The organism is Hymenobacter sp., from assembly GCF_036387835.1.
Lineage (GTDB): Bacteria > Bacteroidota > Bacteroidia > Cytophagales > Hymenobacteraceae > Hymenobacter.
Genome location: NZ_DASVSY010000011.1, coordinates 112,273 through 136,766, shown reverse-complemented (window position 1 = coordinate 136,766; position 24,494 = coordinate 112,273). Strand labels below are relative to the sequence as shown.

Here is a 24,494-nt window from a genome sequence, read left to right as displayed (position 1 = left end):
TCGTCATTGTCTTCTCCCTCACAAACTATCCGGCACCCCTCCCACGCCGCTGTTCATCTGCTCCAGCAGGTTATCAGCGGCGATAGTGTCCACGGCCGCGGCGCGGCGGCGCGGCTCCGACTCCGAGATGCAGTTATACTTCTTGACGATTTTGACCGAGGGCTTGGGGAAGTGGCCGGGCGTGTAGCCGAGTTCCCGGTCCTTGTAAATCTTCTCCATGAACTTGCCGAAGATGGGCAGGGCCGTGCGGCCGCCTTCGCCCTGCTGCGAGCCCACGAAGTGGATGCTGCGGTCTTCGCCACCCACCCACACGCCGGTCATCAGGTCTTTGGTCATGCCCATGTACCAGCCGTCGGAGTAGTTGGAAGTGGTGCCGGTTTTGCCGCCAATTTGATTGTCCTTGCGCCAGAGGTCTTGGAAATCCCACAAGGCCTGGGAAGTGCCGCCAGGCTCTTCCATGCCGCCGCGCAGCATGTAGGTCATCAGCCAAGCGGTTTCGGCGGGGATGGCGCGCTTCTGCACCGGGTCGAACTGTTTGATGACGTTGCCGTTGCGGTCTTCGATGCGCGTAACAATCATTGGCTCCGTCTGAAAGCCCTGGTTAACGAAGGTGCTGTAGGCATTCACCATTTCGTACACGCTCACGTCGCCGCCCGACCCGAGGCCGATGCTAGGCACAGGCAACAGCGGGCTCTTGATACCCACCTTGTGAGCGTACTTAGCTACGTTGTCCCACCCGACTCGCTCTGTTAGCTGGGCCGTAACGGAATTAACGGAACGGGCCATGGCTTGGCGCAACGTCATGTTGATGCCCGTGTACTCGCGCGTTACGTTATCGGGCTTCCACTCCATGTCCTTGCCGTTTTCGACGTAGTTGATGGTTACCCGCTCGTCCCGAATTCGGTCGCAGGGGGCGTAGCCGTTGTCGATGGCCGTGAGGTAGACGAAGGGCTTAAAGGTGGAGCCCGCCTGACGCTTGCCTTGCTTGACGTGGTCGTACTGGAAGAAGCGGTAGTTGAGGCCGCCCACCCAAGCCTTGATCTGGCCGGTGAAGGGGTCCATGGTCATCATGCCGGCGTGCAGGAAATGCTTGTAGTACGCCAACGAATCGAGGGGTGAGAGCAGCAGCGTGGTGTCGCCGTCGCCTTTCCAGGTGAAAACCTTGGTGGGGTGCTTGCGGTGCAGCGCCGAATCGAGCAGGGCGGGCTGGCCTTTGTAGCGGGCGGCCAGCTCCTTGTACTGCTCGGTCCGCTTCATCTGGGTTTCAATGAAGTTCGGAATTTCGTTGCCGTCCTCGTTCACCCACGGGTTTTTGTCCCGGTTTTTCCAAAACCTATCGAACTGCTGTTGCAGCCGCTTCATCCGATCCTGCACCGACTCCTCGGCGTACTGCTGCATCCGCGAATCGATGGTGGTATAGATTCTAAGGCCGTCGCGGTACATATCGTAGCCGTTTTTCTCGCACCAGGCATTCACAAATTGGCTTACGGCGCCGCGGAAATAAGTAGGCGGGCCGTCGATATGCTGCTCGAACTGGTATTTGAGTTGGATGGGCTGCTGTTGCAGCGCAGCTACTTCGGCGGCGGGCAGCACACCGGCCTGCCCCATGCGCGTGAGCACCAAATTGCGGCGTTTGCGAGCCGCATCGGGGTGAAAGCGGGGGTTATACGCCGTTGGGTTGTTGAGCATGCCAACTAGTGTGGCGGCTTGCTCGGCAGTAAGACTATCGGGCGAAGTGCTGAAGAAGGTTTTGGCGGCTACTTTGATGCCATAGGCTTTGGAGCCGTATTCTACCGTGTTGAAATACATCCTCAGAATTTCTTCTTTGGTATAGCGGCGCTCTAATTCCACGGCCGTGAGCCACTCCTTGGTTTTGCTGATGAGTGTACTTACCCCCGGAATGTAGCCAAGACCACCCCGAGTTTCGCCACGGCGGGTTTTGTAGAGGTTTTTGGCCAGCTGCTGCGTGATAGTCGAACCGCCACCACTGCGGTTACCGCTCAATACGCCGCCCGCCGCCCGACCCAAAGCGGTTAGGTCGATGCCCGAATGCTCGTAGAAGCGGACATCTTCCGTAGCAACAAGAGCTTTAATGAGGAGAGGCGAAATCTTGTTCAGCGACACCGGCACGCGGTTTTCACGGAAATATTTGCCAATCAGCACACCATCGGCGGTATAAATTTCCGAGGGCTGTTCCACCTTGGGGTCTTCCAGCTCTTCCAGGCTCGGCGACTTGCCGAACAGGAACATGAAGTTCATGCTCACCAGGATGGGATAAAGCAAAAACGTGCCGACGCCCAACACGAAAAGGGCCCATAAGGCACGCGTTATGCGGTTCGACCAAGGTCGACGCGGTCGGGAAGAGGGGTTTGTTTTCGGCAGTTCTGGAGCGGACATTCAGAGCAGGTTGGGCGGCGGCGTCCTGGGGTGACAGGTCAAGAAGTGGCAAATATACCAGTTAGGTGCGGGCTGGCCTGTCGTTTTTGTTGTTTTGCCCTACAAGCTAGCTTGTTTGTATCCGGCAAGCTACTGGCAATAAGCAGTTTACTATACCAGCTAACCAACAGGTTTGAGTACTGATCCATAACGAAAACTTCCGCCGCTACTGTATACTGAGCCCGCTCCCCGCAAGGCAAGCAGGTTAACTTAAAGCCCAGATCAACGCTAGTACTACCAGCAATACGGCCAACCCTACTCCGATTCCGGTGGCTCCTATTGCGGCCAAATACCACAGCAGCCGCCAGCCCGGATGCTGCATGTGCATAGCCACCTGCCACAGCCACACAATGCCTATGGGCGGCAAGGCAATGAGGCAGGCCAGGCTTATCCAACCCGCTACCGTTGCTGCGGCCGGCGTATTCGGAAAGAGTTCTTTTTCTAGCTTGATGCTAACGAAGGCACCCACCAACAATGCCAGCACCCACCACAGGGAAGTAGGTAGTTGGCGCAAGGCACGGGCGGCAAAGGTTTGGAACTGGCTCATCAGGTTAATACCCTAAAAATGGTCCCTCGTTGCTATCAAAAATCAACAGCAGCACCACCAAGAATAGCAGCAACAGGAAAGCCAGATGAAACAGAATGGCCAGCCCTAGCACAAGGTTCGATTCGTTGTTGATACAGGCATTTCGCCACAAGGGCACAGTTACCCAACGCCACACTACCGCATTACTTACCACCGTTAGCAGGCTTAAAATCCAGCCGTTGTAGAGGGTACTGCGCAACGCTTGTATGGCCTCCCGGTTAGCAAAACCTCCTGCATACCACTCCAAAGCATTTGCCCATACCCACAGCACGGCGCACACCGCTACGAGTACGCTCAGCGCCCGCCCGTTCGAGGGTGGAGCTTGTTGGGATTGATAGCCAGAAGACAGCAAATGTTCTTTAACTCTTTCCATAACAGAAACAGATTAGCCCCCAATTAGTACTTCAGCGCCCTGCGGCGACCAAATCATCATCAAGAAAAACACCGCCCCGAGCAGCAACAGGAGCAGTAAACTGCTTACCGGCAACACGCCCGTAAGCAGGCGTTGGCGGCGAGACACTGGATCGGCGGCGCGCTCCTGCCAGGTAAGCAAGGTGGCTAGCGCCGCCACGTCGCCGACACAGACAAGCAGGCCCACGAAGGTTAGGGAGAGTTGGAGTAGCATGGCAAGAAGGGAAAAGGGAATAATAGGGCCGGCGGTGCTTCAAGAAGAAGCATCTACCTTAGATTGCTAGGGCTTCAGGAACAGCCAGCATTAGAATTGTCCAGATCAAGATTACAAGCGAGCATGTTATCTGGAAGAGAGTTAAAGCACACCACCAAAGGCAGGAAACCACTCTAAGCCAAGTAGAAGCTTTATTCTTAACGTCGTCTGCAACCCACAAGCCTGCAAATGCATACCTCCAAATCACCATATTCGCAAACGCGAAGCTCATGGACAGGATAAGAATATCGTCTTTGTAACTGCTTTTGCTGGCCGCGGAAAAAATTCCATAACATAGAACTGTCCAGATTGCTTCGCAACTGGCTGTCCAGCAAACACTAGACAGCAGCCCTTGACCTAGCGTTTGCGGCTCTTCACTTGCGAGAAGATTACTCATGACCATTCAGCTCGTTGTAAGCCTGCCAGTCGGCGTAGGTGTAGCTGGGCCAGTGGCGGGCGGCTTGCAGCGCCTTGAACTCCCGGAGCCGCTGCTGGAGCTGTTGGGTGGCGGCAGCGGGTTCGAATTTGGTCCAGGTGCCGTCGTAGGTTTCGTGCACTAACTGGCGGTTTGGCAGCACTTCTTGGTTGGCAGCTAACAGGGGCAGCACCCGGTCGGGCATATCGAGCAAGAAGCCATAGTCCAGCGTATGCAACTCGGGCCGCAGATTGTAGCGTGCAATCCAGATTTCCCAGTTGCCGCAAGCCAGCCCCACCATCAGCACATAAGCGGCCAACGCGTTGAGACGAACCAGAGAATAAGCAGAACGGCGCTGCCAGATTTTGAGCAGCACGGTAAGCAAGCCAAACAGAGTCAATAATAGGAAGCCGTACACCCCAATGCGCTTGTAGGCTAAGCCCGTGTACAGGATGTAGTAGTAGTTGCGCAGCCCTACCGACACAGCCAGCACCACGTTTTGCAGCACCCACACCGTAGCCAGCCAGCGCAATACCGGCAGGCCCTTCTGGTAGAAGTTCAGGTTGCGGCGAAAAAACCACAACACGATGCCCATTGCCACCAATATGCTCAAAATCAGCACGTAGGTACCCTCGTGCACAAACTGCGTGAGGTCGAAGCCAGGTGCCGGCTCGAAGCCAGTCCAAATCCAGTTGATGTCAATCACATTAATAACCAGCAGCAACACGTTCACTGAACTCAGCAAACTCAGCGCAATGAGGTATTCCTTACGCAGGTCGAGGGCAAGGAAATGCTTGATTTGAAAGTCGGGGCGCCGGACGGCGAAGGAAGCAACCCGGTCGCGCTGCCGTACAATAAACTCGCCCAGGCGCGACTCCTGGTCTACGAAGTAGTGCACCGGCACCAGTACCAGTGCGGCCCCCGTCAAAGCAAAACCTAGAACGAAGAACAGGATGTGCAACACCGAGAAGTTCTCGAATAGCGCAGCCAGCCACTCTCCTACTCTATTCAGCACTGTACTTACCAAGTTGCTGTATACCGGATTGGCAATCACAAATAGAATGTGAAACACCCCTAGTGCCAAGAGTGGGACCCCAAGCAGCCGCCCATAGAACCAAGCTCGTCCTACTCGGCTACCCATATTGCCCGGCATGCGTAGCAGACTCAGTAGCCGTGGCATGACCCGCAGGGCACTATCCAGCGCTGTTATGATGGCATTGCTCACCAACTTTAGAGGGGGCTGATTGCTATAGCCGAGCCATGCCGTCAACGAAGCCACACTAGCCAACTGAGCTGCTCCCGACCCATACCAGGCTACCATGGCCGCACTAAGCAACGTGCCAACCAGCGTTAGCCGGAAGTAGCCGGAGCGCCACTGCGGCGCGTGCCGGGGCAGTCCAATCAGCACAATTGCCACCACCAGCAAGGTGTATAGCAGCATATTAAGTGCTGCCCGTTCGTGCCAGAATAGCACGTCGAATAGAATGGCTCCTAGAGGCAGACCTACCTTTTGTAAGGTTGTGAGCGTGAGACGCGGAGCGGCAGAAGTCCCGAAACGGGCATTTGGCAGATGCAAAGAGGTGTCCATGTGTTTGAGTTAGTTCTATTCTATACTTATTACTTCTTTATTTAAAAGAACTTTGTATTTCAAAGTTAAAGGGCAAAAAAATAGCTTTATCCACGTAGGAGTTTTTCTAAAGCCGCTAGATGATCCTGAAAAGCCTGTTTTCCTTCTGTGGAAGCGGTGTAGGTGGTGTTAGGCTTCTTGCCTACAAACTGCTTAGCTACCTGTACATACCCCGCCTTTTCCAGCGCTGCTACATGGCTGGCAAGGTTGCCATCGGTCAGGTCAAGGGCTTCCTTCAATTCCGTGAAACTTACGCCATCGTTCGCCATGAGCACAGCCATTACACCCAACCGTACGCGGTGGTCAAATGCTTTATTGAGCGTATGAATGAGGTGTTTCAAGAGAGGTGTTGGTTGCCAGTTGCCGGTTATAAGTTCAAAACTAGCACCTGGTAAATGAATTACCGTTCGTAGCGGTTATACATCAGAAGGCCGTAGCCAATATGCCCAAGCCCAAATCCGAGGGCAAAGAACAGCAATCCGGCTCCGGGCAACAAAACGGCTACCAGCCCCAAAGCTATTTGGGTGAGGCCCAACCAACGAATTTCATCTAACGTGTATTTGCTTGCGTTGAGAAGGGCCAAGCCGTAAAACAGCAACAGCCCCGGCACCACCAAGCTTACGGCACCGCGCAGAAACAGCGCCAAGCAAAACAAGCCGCCTGCGGCCAGCGGAATGATCAGGCTGATGGCAAGCCGCCGCCCCAATGCACTCCAAAGAGGCTGGTTGGCCTTGCGGGCCCGCCGCATCGTGAAGAACATGGCCACAGTTAACGCCGCCGCTATTATGCCGCCAGCCAGCAGCAGCAGAAAGGGCAGTACTAGCTCCCGCTCACTCGGCGTACTTTGGAGCAGCCGCATATACCCCATGTAGCCATACTCCCGGCTCAGGTACCAATGCCCTATGCCGGCTCCGGCCAGTGCTACTACGCCAGCTCCAACGCCGGAGAGGCCACTTAACGAGATGAAGCGAGAGGAGCGCTCCATGATGGCGCGAATCTCAGTGAGCTGGGCTAATGGGTCGACGGCAGGCTTCATCATTTTCGGAAAGCACTTTGTGTTGCAAAGCACAGTAAACTTCTTCTTCTTTACAAATAGTGCTGCATTTATTTCTGATCAACAAAGAAACAACTCGTCGGCTCTAGACCAAAGCCTCAAGGCTAAGCCTATTCACCAGCTTAAAACGTGGTAGCATCCATATACTGCCGCTCTTCGATATCTGGCTAGTAATCATGTATTTCCAAAGAAAGATTTGATCAGGCTGATGCTCTTCTGCGGCTTCCCTATTTGTTCTGCTTCCCATCCTATGGTAGTAGCCATCATCCCTTACACAGCAAAGGCAGAACTGCCTTTTACCCTTGTTACTGGCCGATAGTAGCTGCTATACAATCAAAATTTATGGTTCAATTTGGGAAATGGCTTCTGTTTTCAGAGCCAAATTGGAAGGCTCCTTTCCCAAACAAGTCCGGTTTCAAGTGGTCCTTAATGAAGCTCAACCACGTAAGTAGGTGTCGTTTGCTCCTAGTCGTAGCTCGTGCTATAGCCTAGTGGCAACGGTATTGCGTAGCCTTCACTCCTTACTATATGTTGAAATCGTACTCCTCCATCCAACCTACTATCGTCCGGACGCTGCTACTATGGCTGATCAGTAACATAGGCGGCACGTTGCTACTGGGTATTGGTTTCGCTCTTCGCCGGCTCGACGACAGCACAATTGCCATAGCGGCCGGTTTGCTAGCAGCTATCGTAACGCTGCCGCTGGTGCCGTTGGCAGTGCCGTTTTTTGCTGTTTTAGGGAAAATATGCGCCAAATGGCCCCGGCGCTCGATGGCCCTACTGGGGGTCACACTCTTTTTCTTGTTGGCCAACGAATTACTGCATCTTCTTCTTCCTTTTGCTACTTTTTGGGGCTTACTGGAAATGTCGCTGCCCTACTTGGCGTCGGGAGTACTAACGGTGCTTTGGCTCTACAGCCCTACTGGCAAAAGCTCGACCACTGTTTTGTTAACGAAAAAGCGCATGAGCCACGCCCACCTGAGCGAATAGCCGTTTACGGGTCTTTGTGCGTACTTAGCGAAGTGAAGATTCGCCTCCAACTATTCGAATTTGAAGATCTGTCCTGGTTTCCGCACGTTATCCGAGCGGGCATGATGGATTATCTGCGCTTCATGATTTCGGTGTTGGGCACGTATCAACCCATTGTGCCGCTGCTACGGGATGCCCTGCTTGAAACCGGCACCTCGCACGTACTAGAGCTAGGTGCCGGCGCCGGCGGTGGCACCGAAGGAGTGTTGCGCCGCTTGCACTCCATAGGTTTGCCCGCCGCCCGTATCACCCTCACCGATTTGTACCCGCAGCCCACCGCGTGGCAACTGTTGGCTACCCGTACCCCTGGCCTCGGCTACGAAGCGACGCCCGTTGATGCCACCGCCGTTCCAACTGCTCTCATCGGATTTCGCACCATCTTTTCGGCTTTTCATCATTTCCCACCGCCGTTGGCCGAAGCTATCCTCGCCAACGCCGTTGTGCAAAAAGCCGGAATCGGGGTGTTCGAGGGAGCAGGCAAGCATTGGCTGGAAATCCTGCTAGCTTGGACGGTACTGCCCGTGGCGCAGTTGCTGTTTACCCCTTTTATGCGGCCGTTCCGCCTGAGCCGGCTCTTTTTCACTTACGTAGTGCCGCTCATCCCACTCTTTACTATCTGGGACGGCACCGTCTCGATTCTTCGAATGTATCCGCCGGCGCAGCTCTTGGCGCTAGCCCACCGTGCCGATCCGCTGGGCGCTTTCGATTGGCAGACCGGCAAAGTGCGTCATTGGTGGGGACCCGAGGTAACGTATTTGATTGGGGTTCCACGTTCCTAGCTGTTGGCTGTTCCTTTGAGTTCTTCCTGGTGCTGTACAAGGAGGCATTCTGTGCCTAACCCCGTACCTTGCCCTCAACTAAGAATAAGCCAACCCAAACCAGCAATTGTAAAATGTCTTACCGCCGCGCCCTGCTGCTGCTGCGCATCCCATTTTCTGTTTACTTGATGCCGGTGTACTGGTTTGGGCTTAGCGCTCTGCGCCAGCCCCTGAGTGTGAGCCGTGCGGTAGGCGTATTCGTGGTACTCCACCTGTTAGCTTATCCGGCATCCAACGGCTATAACTCGTATTACGACCGAGACGAGGGCAGTATCGGCGGCCTCAAACAGCCGCCCAAAGTATCGGCGGAGCTACTGCATCTGGTATATCTGTTTGATGCCTTGGCTGTGCTTGGCGCACTATTGCTAAGCCCTTTGTTCGGACTAATGGTAATGGTGTACTTGCTGGTATCGAAAGCCTACAGCTACGAAGGTATTCGGCTTAAGAAGTACCCGTTGATTAGTACCCTCGTGGTGGTGGTGTTTCAGGGCGCTTTCACGTTTTTGATGACGCAGGTAGGTGTAGGAGCCACCAAGGCATTATTGTTTGAAAGAACGAACTTGCTACTGGCGACAGTCAGCAGCTTGTTTTTGTGCGGCTCCTATCCACTCACGCAGGTGTATCAGCACCAGGAAGACGCTCGTCGTGGCGACCAAACTTTGAGCTTAATGCTTGGTATCAAAGGCACATTTATGTTTGCGGCGATTGGGTTATTAGCGGGAGCAGGGTTGCTGGCCTACACACTTTGGCTGCGGCAGGAATCCCGCCATCTGCTGATTTTCCTGCTAGCCACCGGGCCTGTAGTCGCGCTGTTTGGGCAGTGGGTCTACGCCGTCTGGCGCAGCCCCACCGCCGCTGACTTCGAGCACACTATGCGCATGAACCAGGTTTCGTCGTTGTGCATGAGCTTGGCGTTTGCATTGATGCTATGGTGGTAGCCTTCGTGGTTCGCAAGCTAGGGTACCTAAACAGCAACATTCTGAATCACGTATTGCCAGCACTTACTATTACACCTCAAATCATGCGCTTCCTTCTGCTTCCGCTGCTCGGATTTGCTGCTGCCTGCTCCACTCCCGATTCCAGCCAGGTATCTACCACAACTTCCTCGGCCGACACTGCTACTCAGCTAGAGCCTATGGACACCACGCGTGCCACTGCCGCCAACGCACAGTCCGACACGCTGAAAACGGTACGTAAGCGTCATATTTTCTCGGCGCCTGGTTCGCCCGATGAATTTAGCTTGGTGATGCGCGGCAAGGACATGCTAAGTGGCGAAGTCACTTTCACCATAACTGAGGCCAGCGGGCAAGTTATCTTTCGCGAGATGCTGCACGCCGATGATCTGGAAGCGGCGATGGTGTATGAAATGAAAACCCCCTCCGCCTCGGCTACCGAGCGCGAAGCCTACATTCGGCGGCGCATGGACGAGTTCTTCAGTGACAAAAACTTCCGTGCTCCTGCTCTTACAGCCAAAGACCCTTACCCTGCCGGCAGTACTACGGACCGCGCTACCTGGGACGACCTACGCCAGCGGCCTGATGCCGTCAGTTTCACGTACTTGGTTGGGAAAGAAGACCGCCGTCGTATTGCCTGGGCGCCGCGTACCAAGCAGGTCGTGCATCTACCTGGCGGCGGCAGTTAGCATCCCAGGCGTAGCCAAGAATTCTGCATAACCTTCAAAATGAGGACGTTTTACACAGCAACTGAGGCTGGGTGTACATAGTGTTTGCCTTTTACTTCTGTATACTGTCCGCAGTACCTGACGGCGTCCAGTTAACACATCTGTCTCTTTTCGTCTCATTGAACGACAGGCCCGTTATGAGCAAGAGAGCATGCAACTAGTCTAGTAAATACTACTTATTCTGTTAGCACGACAGCTTATAGGTGAGGTAGGTTACGCAGATAGACTTCTTGCGGAATACTGTTGAGTCTTTAAACAGAGCCTGAGTAGTAACCTTTTCCTTCAGTTAGAAAGAGAACGAACACCGGCTTTAAAATATTTAGGGTAATGAGTGAAAACTGTGCAACTTTTTATTGATACTATTTTACCAGTATCTATAACATAAATGTAGGGTTCAAGAATCTTGTATTCACCTTTTATCCTTTGCACTTCTTTAGCTACTGCCACTTCTCACTTGCTCTGATCCAAGGTTATTCTTTTACTATTCCCAGCCCACTCAACGGGCACTATTCTTTGGCAATATAAAAGCATAAATATACATAGAGTTAAAAAGTCATCAGTAAGGCGTAGTCCAAAAAAAATAGCTTCGAGTGCATAATTTGCTAAAACCTTTTAGTTTGATAAATTAGCAACGCAATCGATTACGGAAACGGGCACATTTCGCTCTTCACTTACTTTTTTCCTTTCTCGCTTCCTCTCTTTCACCTCCTAAATCCCCATCCTATGCAATCGATTTTCTACGCTTCGCGCCTTCCTTGTCTTTAAGCTCATGGCTGCCGATCTACTACTGTATTTTGCCTGAGCAACTTGCTAGTGCCACCAAATATTAGGAGAAGCTTTTAGCCTGCCTAGAAGGCATTACCTATCGCTCAAATTACAGCCTCGCAAAAGCAAGTTATTAGCCTAGTTCTACTGGCTCTGTCCTGATTCAAGGACCTTATTGCTGCGAGCAATTTCTGCCTACTCTCATTTAGTTTTCTTAATCATTTTTTCATCTCGTATGAAGAAGATTTTATTCATGACTGCTGCGGCGGCTCTTGCAGCGAGTCCCACGGCACTATTTGCCCAGGCACCCATTACCCTCAAAGGTACCGTGACTGATGCGGCCAGCGGCGAAGGCCTGCCGGGTGTGAGCGTGGTAGTGAAGGGCACTACTAACGGCGCCGCCACTAACACCGACGGCTCGTTTTCGCTTTCCGTACCCAACGAAGATGCCACTCTGATCTTCTCGTACGTGGGTTTCCAGACCCAGGAAGTTCCGGTGAAGGGCCGCACCTCGTTTGCTATTAGTCTCAAGGGTGACCAGAAGGCGCTAGATGAAGTAGTAGTAATCGGCTACGGCTCCATTAAGAAGAGTGACATAACTGGCTCAGTAGCCTCGGTTAGGACCGACGATATACTTAAAACCATTCCAACCAGCATCAACCAAGGCTTGCAGGGGCAAGTGGCCGGGGTGCAGGTGAACCGCAGCGACGGGGCACCCGGTGCCGGTATCAGCCTCACTATTCGGGGTGCTAACACGCTGAGCGGCAGCACCGAGCCTCTGTACGTAATCGACGGTATTCCTTTCACCTCCCCCTCGCCAACCGGTGGCGGCTCGGGCCAATCAACCAATGCGCTGTCCTACATCAACCCGCAGGACATTGAGTCGATGGAAGTTCTGAAGGACGCCTCGGCTACGGCAATCTACGGCTCACGCGGCGCCAACGGTGTGGTGTTGATTACGACCAAGAAAGGCAAGGCGGGCCAGGACCGCATCGAGCTGATTGCCAATACCAGCGTTTCGAGCATCTCGAAGCAAATAAACGTGCTGAACGCGTACCAGTACGCGCAGTTCCAGAACGAAGCCCAGCGCAACGCGGAATTTTATAATGGCACTGTCCCTGCCGCCCTTCCTTTCCCTGGCATCCGCGGCTTCGACCAAGTTATCGGTGACTCGACCTACCTGCCCGGACCAGAGGATTTCCTGAATGGTACGGCCGGCGACTCGTATCCGGAGGGCTTCACAGGGACCAATTGGCAAGATGAGATTTTCAGGACGGCCCTGACTAAAGACTATACACTGCGCCTGTCGGGCGGCAACGAGAAAGGCACCTACTCTCTATCGGGTAATATGCTCGATCAGCAGGGCATCATCTACAACTCGGCTTTCAAGCGCTATGGCCTCCAGGCCAACATTGCCCGTAAGGTGCACAAATGGGTGGAAATTGGCTCGAACAACAACGTTACGTTCAGCAACTACAACCTGGGCAAAACCAACTCGGCAGGTAACGAAGCCAGCATTATCAGCTCGGCCATAGCCTTCCCGCCCACTTATCCCAAGGCCGACAACCCCGACCAGATAGCGCGCGAAAACAACATATCCTGGTACGCGGCCGCCAACCCATACGTGTACACCCGCACGGCCAAAGACAAAACAGCTTCCACAGCTATCTACTCGGCATCGTACGTACAGCTGAACTTCACCGACTTCCTGAATTTTCGCCAGAACCTAGGCGTGAACTACAATGTGGGAGAGCGGGAAATTTACTATAACCGCCGCTTGCAGGAAGGCCGCAGCCCGCGCAACGGCTACGCCCAGGTATCGGATAACTTGTGGCGCGGCATTACGCTCGAATCTATTCTGAGCTTTAACCGCACCTTTGGCACTGACCACACCATCAATGCAGTGGTAGGAGCCACGCGTGAAACCTTCCATGGTGCTAACAAGAGCATTTCGGTACAAAACTTTCCAGACGATATCACGGAAAATAACAACTTAGCAGGCGGCCTCGACCAAAAAACGTTGACCAGCGGTAAAGGAGAATACCAAATAGCCTCGTTTTTGGGCCGGGTGAATTATAGTTACAAGGGTCGTTACTTAGCAACGGCTTCCTTTCGCCGTGATGGCACCAGCCGTTTCAGAGAAGGTAGGAAGTGGGCCAATTTCCCTTCTGTAGCTCTGGCTTGGAACGTTGCTGATGAAGCATTTATGCAGAATATGAATGCTTTCAGCACGTTCAAGTTCCGGGCGGGCTACGGAGTAACTGGCAGCCAGAGTATTAATAATTATGAGACGCTTAATCTACTCTCGCCTTACGGAGCAGTAATCAATGGTACCGTGCAAAGCGGCTACGCCAACCCACCGTGGCGGGGCTTTCCCGACCCGCTCCTGACGTGGGAACCCACCAAGCAGGTGAACGTGGGGGTAGATATAGGCTTCCTACATAATCGCTTCACTGTTACGGCTGATGTCTACCAAAAGCGGACCGAAACTCTGCTTCAACGAATTCAGACTCCGCCCCATGTTGGCTACGAAGCTTCACGGACGAATTTTGGCACGATGGAAAACAAAGGCGTGGAGCTTTCCGGCATCGGCGCTTTGCTGACCACACCTCAATTCAAGTGGGACATCAACGCTAATATTTCTTTCAACCGTAACAAGATTATAGGCCTGAAGGGTGACCAGTTCGCCGACCGGCTCTACTTCAATGCCGATCAGTTCTTCCTGCAGCGTAACGGCCAACCTATCGGCACTGTGTACGGCTACGTGGAAGATGGCTTCTATGATAACTTAGCTGAAGTAATAGCTGATCCGCAATATGCCGGACAAGCTGAGGCGGTGCAACGCTCCATGATTGGCGAAATAAAGTATAAGAACTTCGATGAAGATGCTAGTGCCATCAGCCTAGGCGACCGGCGTATTATCGGTAATACAAACCCTGATTACACGTTCGGTATCACCAATAACTTCACGTACGGCAATTTCAACCTAAGCGTATTTTTCCAAGGCGTACAAGGCAACGACATCGTGAACACCAACCTCTATCAGATTCGGATGGGCAAGGTGGCTAATATACCGCAGTTCGTATTCGACAACCGCTGGACGCCTGAGAATGCAGCCAACGCCCAGTGGCCCAAAGCGCTGGCCGCCGACAACCGCATCGTTCGCCTGTCGGATCGACTGATTGAGGATGGCTCGTATGTGCGCCTGAAGAACATCAACGTAGGCTACGTCTTCAAAAAACCAGCCCCCTTCATCGATGCCGTGAACGTGTACGCTAGCGTAAGCAACGTACTGACCTTCACTAATTACAAATGGTTTGATCCGGACGTGAATGCCTTCGGTGGAGATGCCTCGCGTCGCGGAATTGACATGAACTCCTATCCCAACAGCCGCACGTTCACGCTTGGCGTCCGAGTAGGCTTCTAATTCTAAGATAAGTTCTCAATGAAAAAGATAAAGCTATTCATCTTGCTGGCCGCCGCTTCACTGGCGACCACTGCCTGCAAAGATTTTCTTGCCGAGGAACCCTTAGACTCAGTTGGTCCAACTCAGATAACAGACGCCAACGCTTACGTAAACGGCGCCCTGAATGCGGTGGTATCGGATCCCATGTTCCGTTATGGCCCTTTCCCCAACCTCTGGGACTACGATTCCGACGACTCCACCGGGCCAAGCTGGGCTTATGGCGACGTAGGCGCCGGCAACTTCCAGGCTTATTGGGGTATTAACTCTGCCTGGAATGGTCCTTATATCCTGATTCATCGCTGCAATTTTGGCATCTCGCAGATTCAGAAGATGACTATGGATGAGACAGTGAAGAAAAACGCTTTGGGTCAGCTATACTTTTTACGCGGCTGGGCCTACTTCCTCTTAGTAAGAGCTTACGGCGGCGTACCGCTGCAGACTGTTGCGGTTACCGAAGATCCGAATACGCAATTGCCGCGCAGCTCCGTAATGGAGGTGTACGAGTACGCCATTGAGAACCTGAAATTGGCCGAGGAAAACCTCTATGCCAAGAGCGACGCAGGCTATCAGTTAGGCCGCGTCAACAAAGGTGTCGCAAGCAGTATGCTGGCGAAAGTATATCTGACTATGGCTTCCGGGTCGTTGGCTAGCGGACAGGTAACCGTGCTAGGTGGCCCGGCAGTTGCCACGATAGGAGGCCGGAAGGCGGTGCTGCCACTTCGCCCTATTACTCACAACAAAACTGTAGTGGCGGGCTTAGAAGGCCTGAACTCAACTGAGTATTTCCGCTTGGCCCGCGACAAAGCTCAGGAAGTGATACAGAGTGGGGCTTACCAACTGTTCCCAACCCACGCCGATGTGTGGAAAGTGTCTAACCAGAACTTAGGGGAGCATATCTGGTCGTTGCAAAGTACTCCGAACCATCCCGAGTTTGGCAATGAGATTTCGCTGTTCCGCATTGGCCGCATTGCTACAAGCGGTGAAATAGAAGGCGGTTGGATTGGTGTATCCGACCATTGGTATAACCTCTTCGAAGAAAATGATCAGCGGGTTTCCGAAGGCGTATTGCACCGCTGGAAAATGTGGGGCGGTACGCACTATTACCCTTTGCGTGACAGCTTAGTGGTACGCGGCACCGATATGAGTCCGGAGGCTGTGGCTAAACGCACCAAGTATGGCTACCTCCCTACCGATCTTTCTGGCCTCGACGACGGTCACATTGCCCGTTTGCGCAAGTTTGAGGCGGTGTCGGACCGTACCATCACGCGCTCCAACATGAACTTCCCGCTGCTGCGCTACGCCGACGTGCTGCTCATGTTCGCGGAAGCCGACAACGAAGTAAATGGTGGGCCAACAAACGCCGCTAGAGATGCCGTAAACCAAATTCGTCGCCGCAACGGCGCTTCGGAGGTAGGCATCTTGAATCAACAGGCCTTCCGCTCTTATGTACTGGAAGAGCGGCGGCGGGAGTTAGCACTAGAAGGTGACCGGCGCTGGGACTTGCTGCGTTGGGGCATCTACCTGCCCGTTATGAATGCCATCGACATTGATGAGAACAACGTGATTAAGCGTCGCCAAGCCAAGCACTTGTTGTTCCCGATTCCGGTTGGGGAGCTAAACTCCAACAAAGCCATTACGGGCAATAATCCTGGGTGGTAAACACTGTACGGCCCGCCTCTCTCTTCTCCTGCACAGGTGAGTGAGGCGGGCCAAACTCAGTTAAAAAATTAACACGATGAAACCTACAAATACAATCAAGAAGCTGTGGCTGTGCGCTCTGACGATAAGCGCGCTAGGATTTTCCGCCTGCGAGAAAGAAGACGCTCCTGAATGCAGTGGTGCCCCAGCCATCGACCGGGTAACATTGCCAACCAAGCGCACAGAAGCCTTCACCACGGGCAACCTGGCCGATTGGGTTATTATTCAGGGCAGCAACTTCTGCAACGTCAGCAGCGTGATGTTCAACGATGTGGAAGCTAACCTGAGCGATGCCTATGTTACTTCCACTGAAATAACCGTTCGGATTCCACGGGTTGTACCGAAGAATGTCACCAATAAAGTCACTGTGACTTCCGAGGCGGGCACTGCAGAAACACCATATACGCTTTCTATTCCGCCCATTGAAGTGGCAGGCCTAAGCAACGAGTATGCATCAGCGGGCCAGCGGGTAGCCGTGGTTGGCAAGAACTTCGACCTCTACGGCATTAGCCCGACCAGCGGCAAAGTGCTTTGGAACGGTGCCCCGGTTACGGTTACGCGGGCTACCGGCGACTCGGTTTACTTCACGGTACCCGCCAATGCGACGCCAGGCGCGACTGTAAAAATAGTGGACGCTAATAATGTAGAAAAAGCAGTACCAGGTCGCTATAAAGACGACCGGAACATTATTTTTAGTTACGATACTGGCACTAGTGTATGGAATACGAACACCTTTATTACGCAAGGGCCAGTGCCCACGCCAATCAACGGTGCCTTTATCCGGGTCAACCAAAGGATTGGGGCCTGGGCCTGGACTGAGTTTTCAGCCACCAATACAACGTTGTCGAATACGATAATAGCCAATGCGGCCAACTACGTGCTGCGGTTTGAAGTGAACACGCTCAAGCCTTTCAGCACTAACGTCATCAAGTTCTCGATTGACGGCGACCCGGGCGGATCCGGCGCTAATACGTACTTGTGGAAGCCTCTCACCCCGTTCAACACACGCGGACAATGGAGCACGGTAACTATTAAGCTTAGCAGCCTTCTGACTGTTCCGCTGGACCCGAATAAGTCGCAGCACGAGTTCAAGTTCCTGTTCCACGGCGACGGCGCGCTGGACGCGGATATGTCGTTCGATAACTTCCGGATTGTGCCTAAAGACTAAACAAGGCGTAACCAGACTAGTGGTATCGGGCAATTGCTCCCTGGTTGGAGGCCGCTGCAACGGTTAAGTACTGCTAGGTGACAGTATACTCCAAGTCACTACGGAAGCGTTAGTATTTGCCAACTAGTCTGGTTACCCTTATTTTGCCACCCGCGTCTGGTATTCAGGAATGGACAATAGGTAGCACCCACCATTGAAAACAAACGTAAGCTCTTTATTTCCAACCCAGCAGCAGTCACTGCTACAAGTTCAAGCTCGAATTTAATGAAAGTCGCTTCCCTCTTTACCCTTGGTCTATTGGCCTCCTTTTCAGCTTTTAGTCAAGGAAATAACTACGTTCAGAACTACAAGAAATTCGACAATTTGGCCATGACGCCGCCCATGGGCTGGAATAGTTGGAACAAGTTTGCCTGTAACGTAGACGAAAAGCTGATCAAGGAAGTAGCCGATGCCATGGTATCGTCCGGCATGAAGGATGCTGGCTACACCTACATCAACATCGACGACTGCTGGCACGGCGAGCGGGACGAGCAGGGCTTTATCCATCCGGACCCCAAGCGTTTCCCGTCAGGGATGAAAGCCTTGGCCGACTACGTTCATTCTAAGGGCCTTAAGTTTGGAGTTTACTCGGATGCCGGCTCTCAAACCTGCGGCGGCAAACCCGGCAGCCGGGGTTTCGAGTTCCAGGATGCCATGATGTACGCCAGCTGGGGCGTCGATTATCTTAAGTACGACTGGTGCAACACGGAAGGCCTAAAGGCCGAGGGCGCCTACAAAACGATGACGGCTGCTCTGCGCAAGGCTGGCCGCCCCATCGTGCTCAGCATCTGCGAGTGGGGCAACGACAAGCCCTGGGAATGGGGCCCGAGCGTAGGACACTTATGGCGCACTACCGGCGACATATACAACTGCTTCGACTGCATAAAGGACCACGGCAGCTGGAAGTCGTGGGGAGTAATGCAGATTCTCGACAAGCAGGATGGCCTGCGCCAGTACGCCGGACCAGGTCATTGGAACGACCCGGACATGCTGGAAGTTGGCAACGGTATGCCTATGAACGAGGACCGTGCCCACTTCACGATGTGGAGCATGATTGCCGCCCCACTCATCACCGGCAACGACATCCGGAAAATGAGCAAGGAAACGGCGGAGATCCTCACCAACAAAGAAGTATTGGCTGTCAACCAAGACAAAATGGGCGTGCAAGGCTTCAAGCACAGCGTCAAAGACAGCCTGGAAACCTGGTTGAAGCCGATGGCCGACGGCAAGTGGGCCGTTACGTTCCTTAACCGTAGCAAGCGCCCCCAACCCGTAAGTTTCGACTGGAAAGCCACCCCGATAGTAGATGAAGTGTCGAAAGCAACGTTAAATGCGTCCACGACCACCTATAAAGTCCGCAGCGTGTGGGATAAAAAGGACATGGGCACCACCAAGAAAGCGTTCAGCACTACAGTGCCCTCCCACGATGCCGTTCTGTTGGTTTTGAACAAGTAGCAAATCAGTTAGTACCACAACAGTAAAGGCCGCTCCCAGCACCGGGGGCGGCCTTTACTATGGTTTATAACCTTCTCTTTTTACGCTTTCTTACTTTTTCATGCACTCTTCGCTACGCTTTTTCATTGTACTGCTGCTGAGTTGTACGTCACTTTTCAGTCGAGCCCAAACTTTATCGGCAGGGACAGGCAACGTATACAACATCCGGCAGTATGGCGCCCTTGGTGACGGCAAAACACTGGACTCGCCGGCCATCAACGCGGCCATAGCGGCGGCGGTCAAGGCGGGCGGGGGCATGGTCTACCTGCCGGCCGGCAACTATTTGTCGGGTGCTATTCGCTTGAAAAGTAATATTTCATTGTACCTGGAGCAGGGGGCTACCCTTATTGCCACGGCCGAAAACGCCGCGGCGGTCTACGACCAGGCCGAGGCATCAATAAACACCAAGTACCAGGACTCGGGACACAGCCATTGGCACGACGGCTTGATCTGGGGAGAAGACTTGCACGATATATCCATTTTAGGGCCGGGCAAGATCTGGGGTAAGGGCTTGCTGAAAGACTGGGAGAAGGATGCCAAGCTAGCTAACAAGGCCATTAGCCTGCTCCGGTGCCGCAACGTTGTTATTCGGGATGTCACGCTGCAGCATGGCGGCTGGTTTGCCATTCTGGCCACGGGCGTCGATAACCTAACCATCGACAACCTGAAAATTGATACCAACCGTGATGGTATGGATATTGACTGCTGCCGCAACGTGCGCATTTCTAACTGCTCGGTAAATTCGCCTTACGATGATGGCATCTGCCTGAAAAGCACCTACGCCCTCGGACAAGCCCGCGCCACCGAAAACGTAACCATCACCAATTGCCAAGTTAGCGGCTTCGACGAAGGCACCTTCCTCGACGGCACTTATCAGCGCTCCGAAAGTCCTGAGTACAAACGCTACCCAACGGGCCGCATCAAATTTGGTACCGAATCAAACGGGGGCTTTAAGAATATCACCATCTCGAACTGCGTGTTCAGCTACTGCCGGGGGCTCGCGCTGGAAACCGTGGATGGCGGCTTGCTAGAAGACGTGGCCATCAGCAACATCACCATGCGCGACATTGTAAATTCCCCGATTTTCCTGTACCTGGGCGCCCGGATGCGCGGCCCCGAAGGGGTGCCCGTAGGAGAATTACGCCGCATTTCTATCAGTAATGTGGTGGTTTACAATGCCGACCCAGATTATGCCTCTATCATTGCCGGGGTACCGGGTCACATGGTAGACGACGTACGGCTCGACAACATCCGCATCTACTATCGGGGCGGCGGCACTACCGAGCAAGCCAACCGCTCGATTCCGGAGGCCGAGAAAAAGTACCCGGAGCCTTCCATGTTCGGTCCGGCGCCCGCCTATGGCTTCTACATTCGCCACGCCAAAAACCTGAAAGTAACCGGAGTGGAAGTTAGCTACCTCACCAAGGAAGCGCGGCCGGCGTTTGCGCTCGACGATGTGCAGGGCATTGACTTCAATAACATTCGAGCACAGAAAAGCACCACCGGCCACACCATGTCCTTGAAAAGCGTAAGCGACTTTCAGCTACGCCAAAGCCCGGGGCTCAAAGATCAGCAACTGAAAAAAGCAGTAAACAACATGTGGTAGGATTCTGCACAACAGAGCGCGGAAGCTTAGCTGTGTATATCTACCAGATAAAACAGCGAGACCCTGGTAGCCATCTGCTGAATTGGATACCAGGGTCTCGCTGTTTTATGCGCGCAGAGCGTTTTACTTAACCTCCTCGCTCACCAAGGTGGTGTAGCTGCGGGTGTCGAGAGTAAATTTAGCTTGGCCTTGGCGATTAACTTTTATACGACGGCCTTTCTTGACGGCCCGGCTACGGTCGGTGACGTAGGGGTAAAGCTTGCGCAGGTTGGTTGGCAGGCCGGTGAGGGTAACCTGGCGAGTGGTTCCGTCATTCACTAAATGAAACGCATACTGGCCTTGCGTGGCACTGCCAAGCGCGGCACCTACCACATGGGGCCGGTCGACGGTGAGGGGCAGAGCAGCCAGACCGGCGGGCGTAGCTGCCAACTGTTTCAAGTTCCAAAACCGTTGCGTGGGATGGAGTGGCGCATTATTACCAAAAAGCCCCCCTCCTGCCAGCGGAGAATAGTCAGATGTAAGTTGCCACTGCAGAATGCTGGCGGGCTGGCAGATATTAAGCAGACGGGTATAGAGGTTGATTTCTTCCAGCGCATAGCTTTCTTCCTCGAAAATGGCCGGATAGCCCCATGCTTGCGCGTCGATGCTGCCCTCTCCTACCAGCAGAGGCAACTTCAGCGTAGTGGCAGCGTCCGCCCACTTCTGCAGCGTTTCGGTTTCCCAGCCGCGCCACGAGTGAAACGATACTGCCCCGATGTAAGGCCGCGCAGCCGGGTCCTGCATGGCTGGGTAAATAAAACTGTAGGTGGTAGCGTCGGAATTGTCGCCGAGCAGCAGCTTGGTTTTCAAACCGCGCGTCACGAAATAGGCGCCCAGGCCTTTGATGAGCTCCGCATGCTCCTGCCCAGTTTGGCGAATATTAATGCCCAGGTCCGATTCGTTGAACGAGAACATAACGGCCTCCACTCCATACTCCTCCTTCAGATACACCAAGTAATCGGCAATGGATTTGTAGCTGGCGGGTATGGTGGCTGGGTTGAGCGGGTTGCCCCACACACCATCGGGGCCGGGCCCACCGCCCGAAGCTCGTGGCCCCACAATGGCCCATCTGGGAGCCGACCAGGCCGTAACGATAACTGGCATTCCTTGCTTGCTAAGCCGTTGCGCCATTTCCATAGACTCGCGTACGTGCGGATGTAGCTGCCCTTGGCGGGCCGCAGTGGTAGGGTCGGTGGCTTGGTCAGGGTGCCAGTTTTGCCAGGGCATTTCCACTCGGCCCCAGGCGACACGCAGGTTTTTCAGGCAGTAATCAATAACCTGCGGGTCGTTTTTGGGATTTTGCAACCGGAAGTTACCGCCAAAGCCCTCGAACGGGCGGCCTGGCTGCGCCGGATTTAGCGTCATCTGAATCGGGGTTTTGTCGATTTCGCCGGTGGCACTCAGGCCAAAGGTTTTTTGCGCGGTCTGGCCCTTGGCTAGGCTACCTGCCTGAATAGATACAAAGAGCTGAAAAGTTTTGGCATCAGCAGGCCCAGATCTAAGTACCACTGTGGTCGGCTCAGGAAGAGTCAGCTCCACTTGCCGCGTAGGCGCTATGATGCGCAGGCGCTTAGCGAGTACCTGTACATCGGCCGTCTGGCCGTTGAAGGGCTGCCGGGTTGTGGCCTGACCAGCGGCGTCCAGAAACTCAACTGAGCCTGTTCCGTACGTGTCGCGGGGCAAAGCCAGCGTGAAATAAGTGCCTTGTAGCTCACGATTTGCCAGGGCCTGCAGTGCCACAGTCACGTTGGCTTGGCCAGGGGCCGTGTCTTCTATTGTTTCTGTAAACGCAACACTATCGACGCGCGTGGTAATCACGTGCTTGGCGCCATCGCGCTTATAGGACGGTCTTTGCTGCTCTTTGCCCGTAGCTGCTCGGCGCGCCCAGTTTGGCCCTACCGTACGCAAACCGGTTTCGAACTCCAGCAGCTGCCCCTGCTTTCGCATGCCCAGCACGTTGCCCCATGGGGCTACTTCTACCTGCCCGTAGGCCTGCGACATAAAGGCCGTACACAACAAAGCGCATGCTATCGAGCAGCGTAGTTGGTGTTGCCAACTATTAATTATTCCTGACATGAAATGCGAAGTAGGGTGGAAATTAAGTTAGTTGGAAGGAACAATGAAAACTAGGAAGGCAAAGCAGACAAACGATTGCTATGCAAGCTGTAATTGCTTTACCCGGCCATAAGTCGTTGGTTAGCCTCACGGATGTCCTTATATTGCCACGCAAAGCTAAAAGCTTTTAGCAGTCGTCATAATTGCTGACTGCTTGAATCTTAAGGGCAGTACTGCAGTAACTGCAAGAAGTGCTGCCTTATGCAGTAAATCTAAGGCCGATTTGCCAGCAACGACCTTGTCATCTCTACGTCAGCAAGCACCTCGATTAGCAGTTTTAAAGAGGCTGTTGCTACGCGAAGTGATAAGGAAAACAGGCCTGTTGAACCGAGGCGAAGCTGGCTTTTTTCACAAAATTTGAACAACCTCATTAACGAAAAAACGCCATATTAGCTTGCAAATAGGTTTTAGCAACCTACTAATCAAGTAACCGATTCGAGGAGACACGGACGATACAAGTATGAAAACGCTGTTGGCCAGTCTTTGCTTCAACTGGTGGCTAGTATGAGGCAGCTTCAGTGGGCTTGCAACGACCTAATAGATCCATCCACCTTCTTGCCGCACTTTTCCATTTTCACCCTAGCCTCGCTTGCTTTTTATCACACCAACAGCGAGTTGACTGGCCTCAGCGCTGGTCTGACATTTCACGAAGGAGAAAGGCCTTCATCCACAGAGCCGACAACATGAGAGATTATACACCCGTAGCCCCGGCGCCGCTCGCAACGCAGCAGGCCTCTGTTGCGCCAAGTGTGCATGCAGCAAGCAATTTCGATGAAAACCAAAATTTGTGGGGCTTAGACTTAGGCGGAACCAAGATAGAGGGCGTGATTTTACGGTCGGCTACCGAGCCGGAGGTACTGTTCCGCAACCGAGTGCCTACGGAAGCTGGCCAAGGCTACCACCACATGCTTCAGCAGGTTCAGCGGCTAGTGGAACGCATGGAGCAAGCCGCCGGCTACCGCCCCGACAAAATTGGCATTGGCACGCCAGGCACCATGATTCCGCAGTCGGGTCTGATGAAGAACTGCAATACAACCGCTCTGAATGGGCAGCCGCTGAAATCCGATTTAGAACAGCTACTGAACCAACAGGTATTTATTGCCAACGATGCCAACTGCTTTGCTTTATCGGAAGCGCGTTTGGGAGTGGTTAAGCAACAGTTTCCTAATGCGCGGGTGGTATTCGGAGTAATCCTTGGTACGGGCGTAGGCGGTGGCCTCGTTGTGAATGGGCAGATAATCGAAGGCTTCCACGGTATTGCCGGCGAGTGGGGCCACAACTACCTGAGTGAAACAGACGGCAATCTTTGTTTCTGTGGCAAAACCGGTTGCATTGAAAGCATCTTAGCGGGCCCATCGCTAGAACGTTTTTACGCTGAGAAAAGCGGCGAACAACTAGGATTGAAGGAAATAATGCAACGCGCCACAGCCGGCACCGATCCGGTAGCCGTGCAAACTCTAAGCCGGCTTACGCACTACTTTGGTTTGGCAATAAGCGCCATCGTAAACGTGCTAGACCCGGAAGTGATTGTAGTTGGGGGAGGCGTGGGGAACATTCCGGAAATCTATACGGCTGGAGTTGCCAGTATAAGTCAGCATGTCATTGACCATCAGTTTGCAGCGCCTGTTGTGAAGCCTTTGCTCGGCGACAGCGCCGGTGTATTCGGAGCAGCCTATTTAGTGGCTTAATCTTGGCAATAAGAGAACAAGCCCCGCTGCGTAGCTTCTCTACGCAGCGGGGCTTGTTTTTAGTCGAAGTCTTTGGGTGGGCTAAAAGAGAGCTTCAATACCTCGC

General features: G+C 53.5%; 18 protein-coding genes. 10 read left to right on the top strand and 8 right to left on the bottom strand.

From position 1 onward, the window contains the following. Positions 1-18: 18 nt before the first annotated feature. The 7 genes from VF639_RS02825 to VF639_RS02795 form a co-directional block, all read right to left on the bottom strand. Positions 19-2,397 (bottom strand): transglycosylase domain-containing protein, encoded by a 2,379-nt coding sequence (locus VF639_RS02825; protein WP_331144366.1) that lies wholly within the window; start codon positions 2,395-2,397, stop codon positions 19-21. Positions 2,398-2,641: 244 nt separating this feature from the next. Further along, a complete protein-coding gene (locus VF639_RS02820; protein ID WP_331144365.1) occupies positions 2,642-2,983 on the bottom strand; it encodes a hypothetical protein in 342 nt (113 codons plus the stop codon). A 4-nt stretch (positions 2,984-2,987) separates the two neighbouring features. Beyond that, positions 2,988-3,395 (bottom strand): hypothetical protein, encoded by a 408-nt coding sequence (locus VF639_RS02815; protein WP_331144364.1) that lies wholly within the window; start codon positions 3,393-3,395, stop codon positions 2,988-2,990. A 12-nt stretch (positions 3,396-3,407) separates the two neighbouring features. Further along, positions 3,408-3,647: a hypothetical protein gene (locus VF639_RS02810; RefSeq protein WP_331144363.1), complete on the bottom strand. Its 240-nt coding sequence runs from the start codon at positions 3,645-3,647 to the stop codon at positions 3,408-3,410. A gap of 428 nt (positions 3,648-4,075) precedes the next feature. Beyond that, on the bottom strand, positions 4,076-5,689 hold the full coding sequence (locus VF639_RS02805; RefSeq protein ID WP_331144362.1) for a DUF4153 domain-containing protein: 1,614 nt from the start codon (positions 5,687-5,689) through the stop codon (positions 4,076-4,078). An 86-nt stretch (positions 5,690-5,775) separates the two neighbouring features. After that, positions 5,776-6,069 (bottom strand): winged helix-turn-helix domain-containing protein, encoded by a 294-nt coding sequence (locus VF639_RS02800; RefSeq protein ID WP_331144361.1) that lies wholly within the window; start codon positions 6,067-6,069, stop codon positions 5,776-5,778. 59 nt (positions 6,070-6,128) lie between these two features. Next, the gene (locus VF639_RS02795) at positions 6,129-6,767 is read right to left on the bottom strand and encodes a hypothetical protein (RefSeq protein ID WP_331144360.1); all 639 of its coding nucleotides are present in this window, start codon (positions 6,765-6,767) and stop codon (positions 6,129-6,131) included. Between the two features lie 543 nt (positions 6,768-7,310). Here VF639_RS02795 and VF639_RS02790 point away from each other — a divergent pair. The 9 genes from VF639_RS02790 (at position 7,311) to VF639_RS02750 (ending at position 20,546) form a co-directional block, all read left to right on the top strand. Then, the gene (locus VF639_RS02790; RefSeq protein ID WP_331144359.1) at positions 7,311-7,772 is read left to right on the top strand and encodes a hypothetical protein; all 462 of its coding nucleotides are present in this window, start codon (positions 7,311-7,313) and stop codon (positions 7,770-7,772) included. A gap of 32 nt (positions 7,773-7,804) precedes the next feature. Then, entirely contained in the window at positions 7,805-8,590 is a 786-nt protein-coding gene (locus tag VF639_RS02785) for a class I SAM-dependent methyltransferase (protein ID WP_331144358.1), read from the top strand. A gap of 113 nt (positions 8,591-8,703) precedes the next feature. Next, positions 8,704-9,567, top strand: a complete 864-nt coding sequence (locus VF639_RS02780) for a UbiA family prenyltransferase (protein WP_331144357.1) — start codon at positions 8,704-8,706, stop codon at positions 9,565-9,567. An 83-nt stretch (positions 9,568-9,650) separates the two neighbouring features. Further along, the gene (locus VF639_RS02775; protein ID WP_331144356.1) at positions 9,651-10,271 is read left to right on the top strand and encodes a hypothetical protein; all 621 of its coding nucleotides are present in this window, start codon (positions 9,651-9,653) and stop codon (positions 10,269-10,271) included. A gap of 1,039 nt (positions 10,272-11,310) precedes the next feature. Further along, positions 11,311-14,502 carry a SusC/RagA family TonB-linked outer membrane protein gene (locus tag VF639_RS02770; protein ID WP_331144355.1) on the top strand — a complete coding sequence of 1,064 codons (3,192 nt, stop codon included), beginning with the start codon at positions 11,311-11,313 and terminating at the stop codon, positions 14,500-14,502. Positions 14,503-14,520: 18 nt separating this feature from the next. After that, on the top strand, positions 14,521-16,200 hold the full coding sequence (locus VF639_RS02765; RefSeq protein ID WP_331144354.1) for a RagB/SusD family nutrient uptake outer membrane protein: 1,680 nt from the start codon (positions 14,521-14,523) through the stop codon (positions 16,198-16,200). A gap of 76 nt (positions 16,201-16,276) precedes the next feature. Next, on the top strand, positions 16,277-17,407 hold the full coding sequence (locus VF639_RS02760; protein WP_331144353.1) for a glycan-binding surface protein: 1,131 nt from the start codon (positions 16,277-16,279) through the stop codon (positions 17,405-17,407). Positions 17,408-17,704: 297 nt separating this feature from the next. After that, a complete protein-coding gene (locus tag VF639_RS02755) occupies positions 17,705-18,901 on the top strand; it encodes a glycoside hydrolase family 27 protein (protein WP_331144352.1) in 1,197 nt (398 codons plus the stop codon). A gap of 100 nt (positions 18,902-19,001) precedes the next feature. Beyond that, entirely contained in the window at positions 19,002-20,546 is a 1,545-nt protein-coding gene (locus VF639_RS02750; RefSeq protein ID WP_331144351.1) for a rhamnogalacturonidase, read from the top strand. Between the two features lie 123 nt (positions 20,547-20,669). Here the strand turns inward: VF639_RS02750 and VF639_RS02745 are convergent, their stop codons facing one another. Further along, on the bottom strand, positions 20,670-22,586 hold the full coding sequence (locus tag VF639_RS02745; RefSeq protein ID WP_331144350.1) for a glycoside hydrolase: 1,917 nt from the start codon (positions 22,584-22,586) through the stop codon (positions 20,670-20,672). Between the two features lie 797 nt (positions 22,587-23,383). Between VF639_RS02745 and VF639_RS02740 the strand changes: the two genes are divergently transcribed. Next, entirely contained in the window at positions 23,384-24,388 is a 1,005-nt protein-coding gene (locus tag VF639_RS02740; protein ID WP_331144349.1) for an ROK family protein, read from the top strand. Positions 24,389-24,494 lie beyond the last annotated feature (106 nt).

Coding starts and splice junctions, on each gene's coding strand:
- VF639_RS02825 (WP_331144366.1), bottom strand. CDS start 2,397: ATGTCCGCTCCAGAACTGCCGAAAACAAACCCCTCTTCCCGACCGCGT.
- VF639_RS02780 (WP_331144357.1), top strand. CDS start 8,704: ATGTCTTACCGCCGCGCCCTGCTGCTGCTGCGCATCCCATTTTCTGTT.
- VF639_RS02740 (WP_331144349.1), top strand. CDS start 23,384: ATGAGAGATTATACACCCGTAGCCCCGGCGCCGCTCGCAACGCAGCAG.
- VF639_RS02770 (WP_331144355.1), top strand. CDS start 11,311: ATGAAGAAGATTTTATTCATGACTGCTGCGGCGGCTCTTGCAGCGAGT.
- VF639_RS02815 (WP_331144364.1), bottom strand. CDS start 3,395: ATGGAAAGAGTTAAAGAACATTTGCTGTCTTCTGGCTATCAATCCCAA.
- VF639_RS02750 (WP_331144351.1), top strand. CDS start 19,002: ATGCACTCTTCGCTACGCTTTTTCATTGTACTGCTGCTGAGTTGTACG.
- VF639_RS02790 (WP_331144359.1), top strand. CDS start 7,311: ATGTTGAAATCGTACTCCTCCATCCAACCTACTATCGTCCGGACGCTG.
- VF639_RS02760 (WP_331144353.1), top strand. CDS start 16,277: ATGAAACCTACAAATACAATCAAGAAGCTGTGGCTGTGCGCTCTGACG.
- VF639_RS02805 (WP_331144362.1), bottom strand. CDS start 5,689: ATGGACACCTCTTTGCATCTGCCAAATGCCCGTTTCGGGACTTCTGCC.
- VF639_RS02820 (WP_331144365.1), bottom strand. CDS start 2,983: ATGAGCCAGTTCCAAACCTTTGCCGCCCGTGCCTTGCGCCAACTACCT.
- VF639_RS02795 (WP_331144360.1), bottom strand. CDS start 6,767: ATGATGAAGCCTGCCGTCGACCCATTAGCCCAGCTCACTGAGATTCGC.
- VF639_RS02810 (WP_331144363.1), bottom strand. CDS start 3,647: ATGCTACTCCAACTCTCCCTAACCTTCGTGGGCCTGCTTGTCTGTGTC.
- VF639_RS02745 (WP_331144350.1), bottom strand. CDS start 22,586: ATGTCGCAGGCCTACGGGCAGGTAGAAGTAGCCCCATGGGGCAACGTG.
- VF639_RS02765 (WP_331144354.1), top strand. CDS start 14,521: ATGAAAAAGATAAAGCTATTCATCTTGCTGGCCGCCGCTTCACTGGCG.
- VF639_RS02775 (WP_331144356.1), top strand. CDS start 9,651: ATGCGCTTCCTTCTGCTTCCGCTGCTCGGATTTGCTGCTGCCTGCTCC.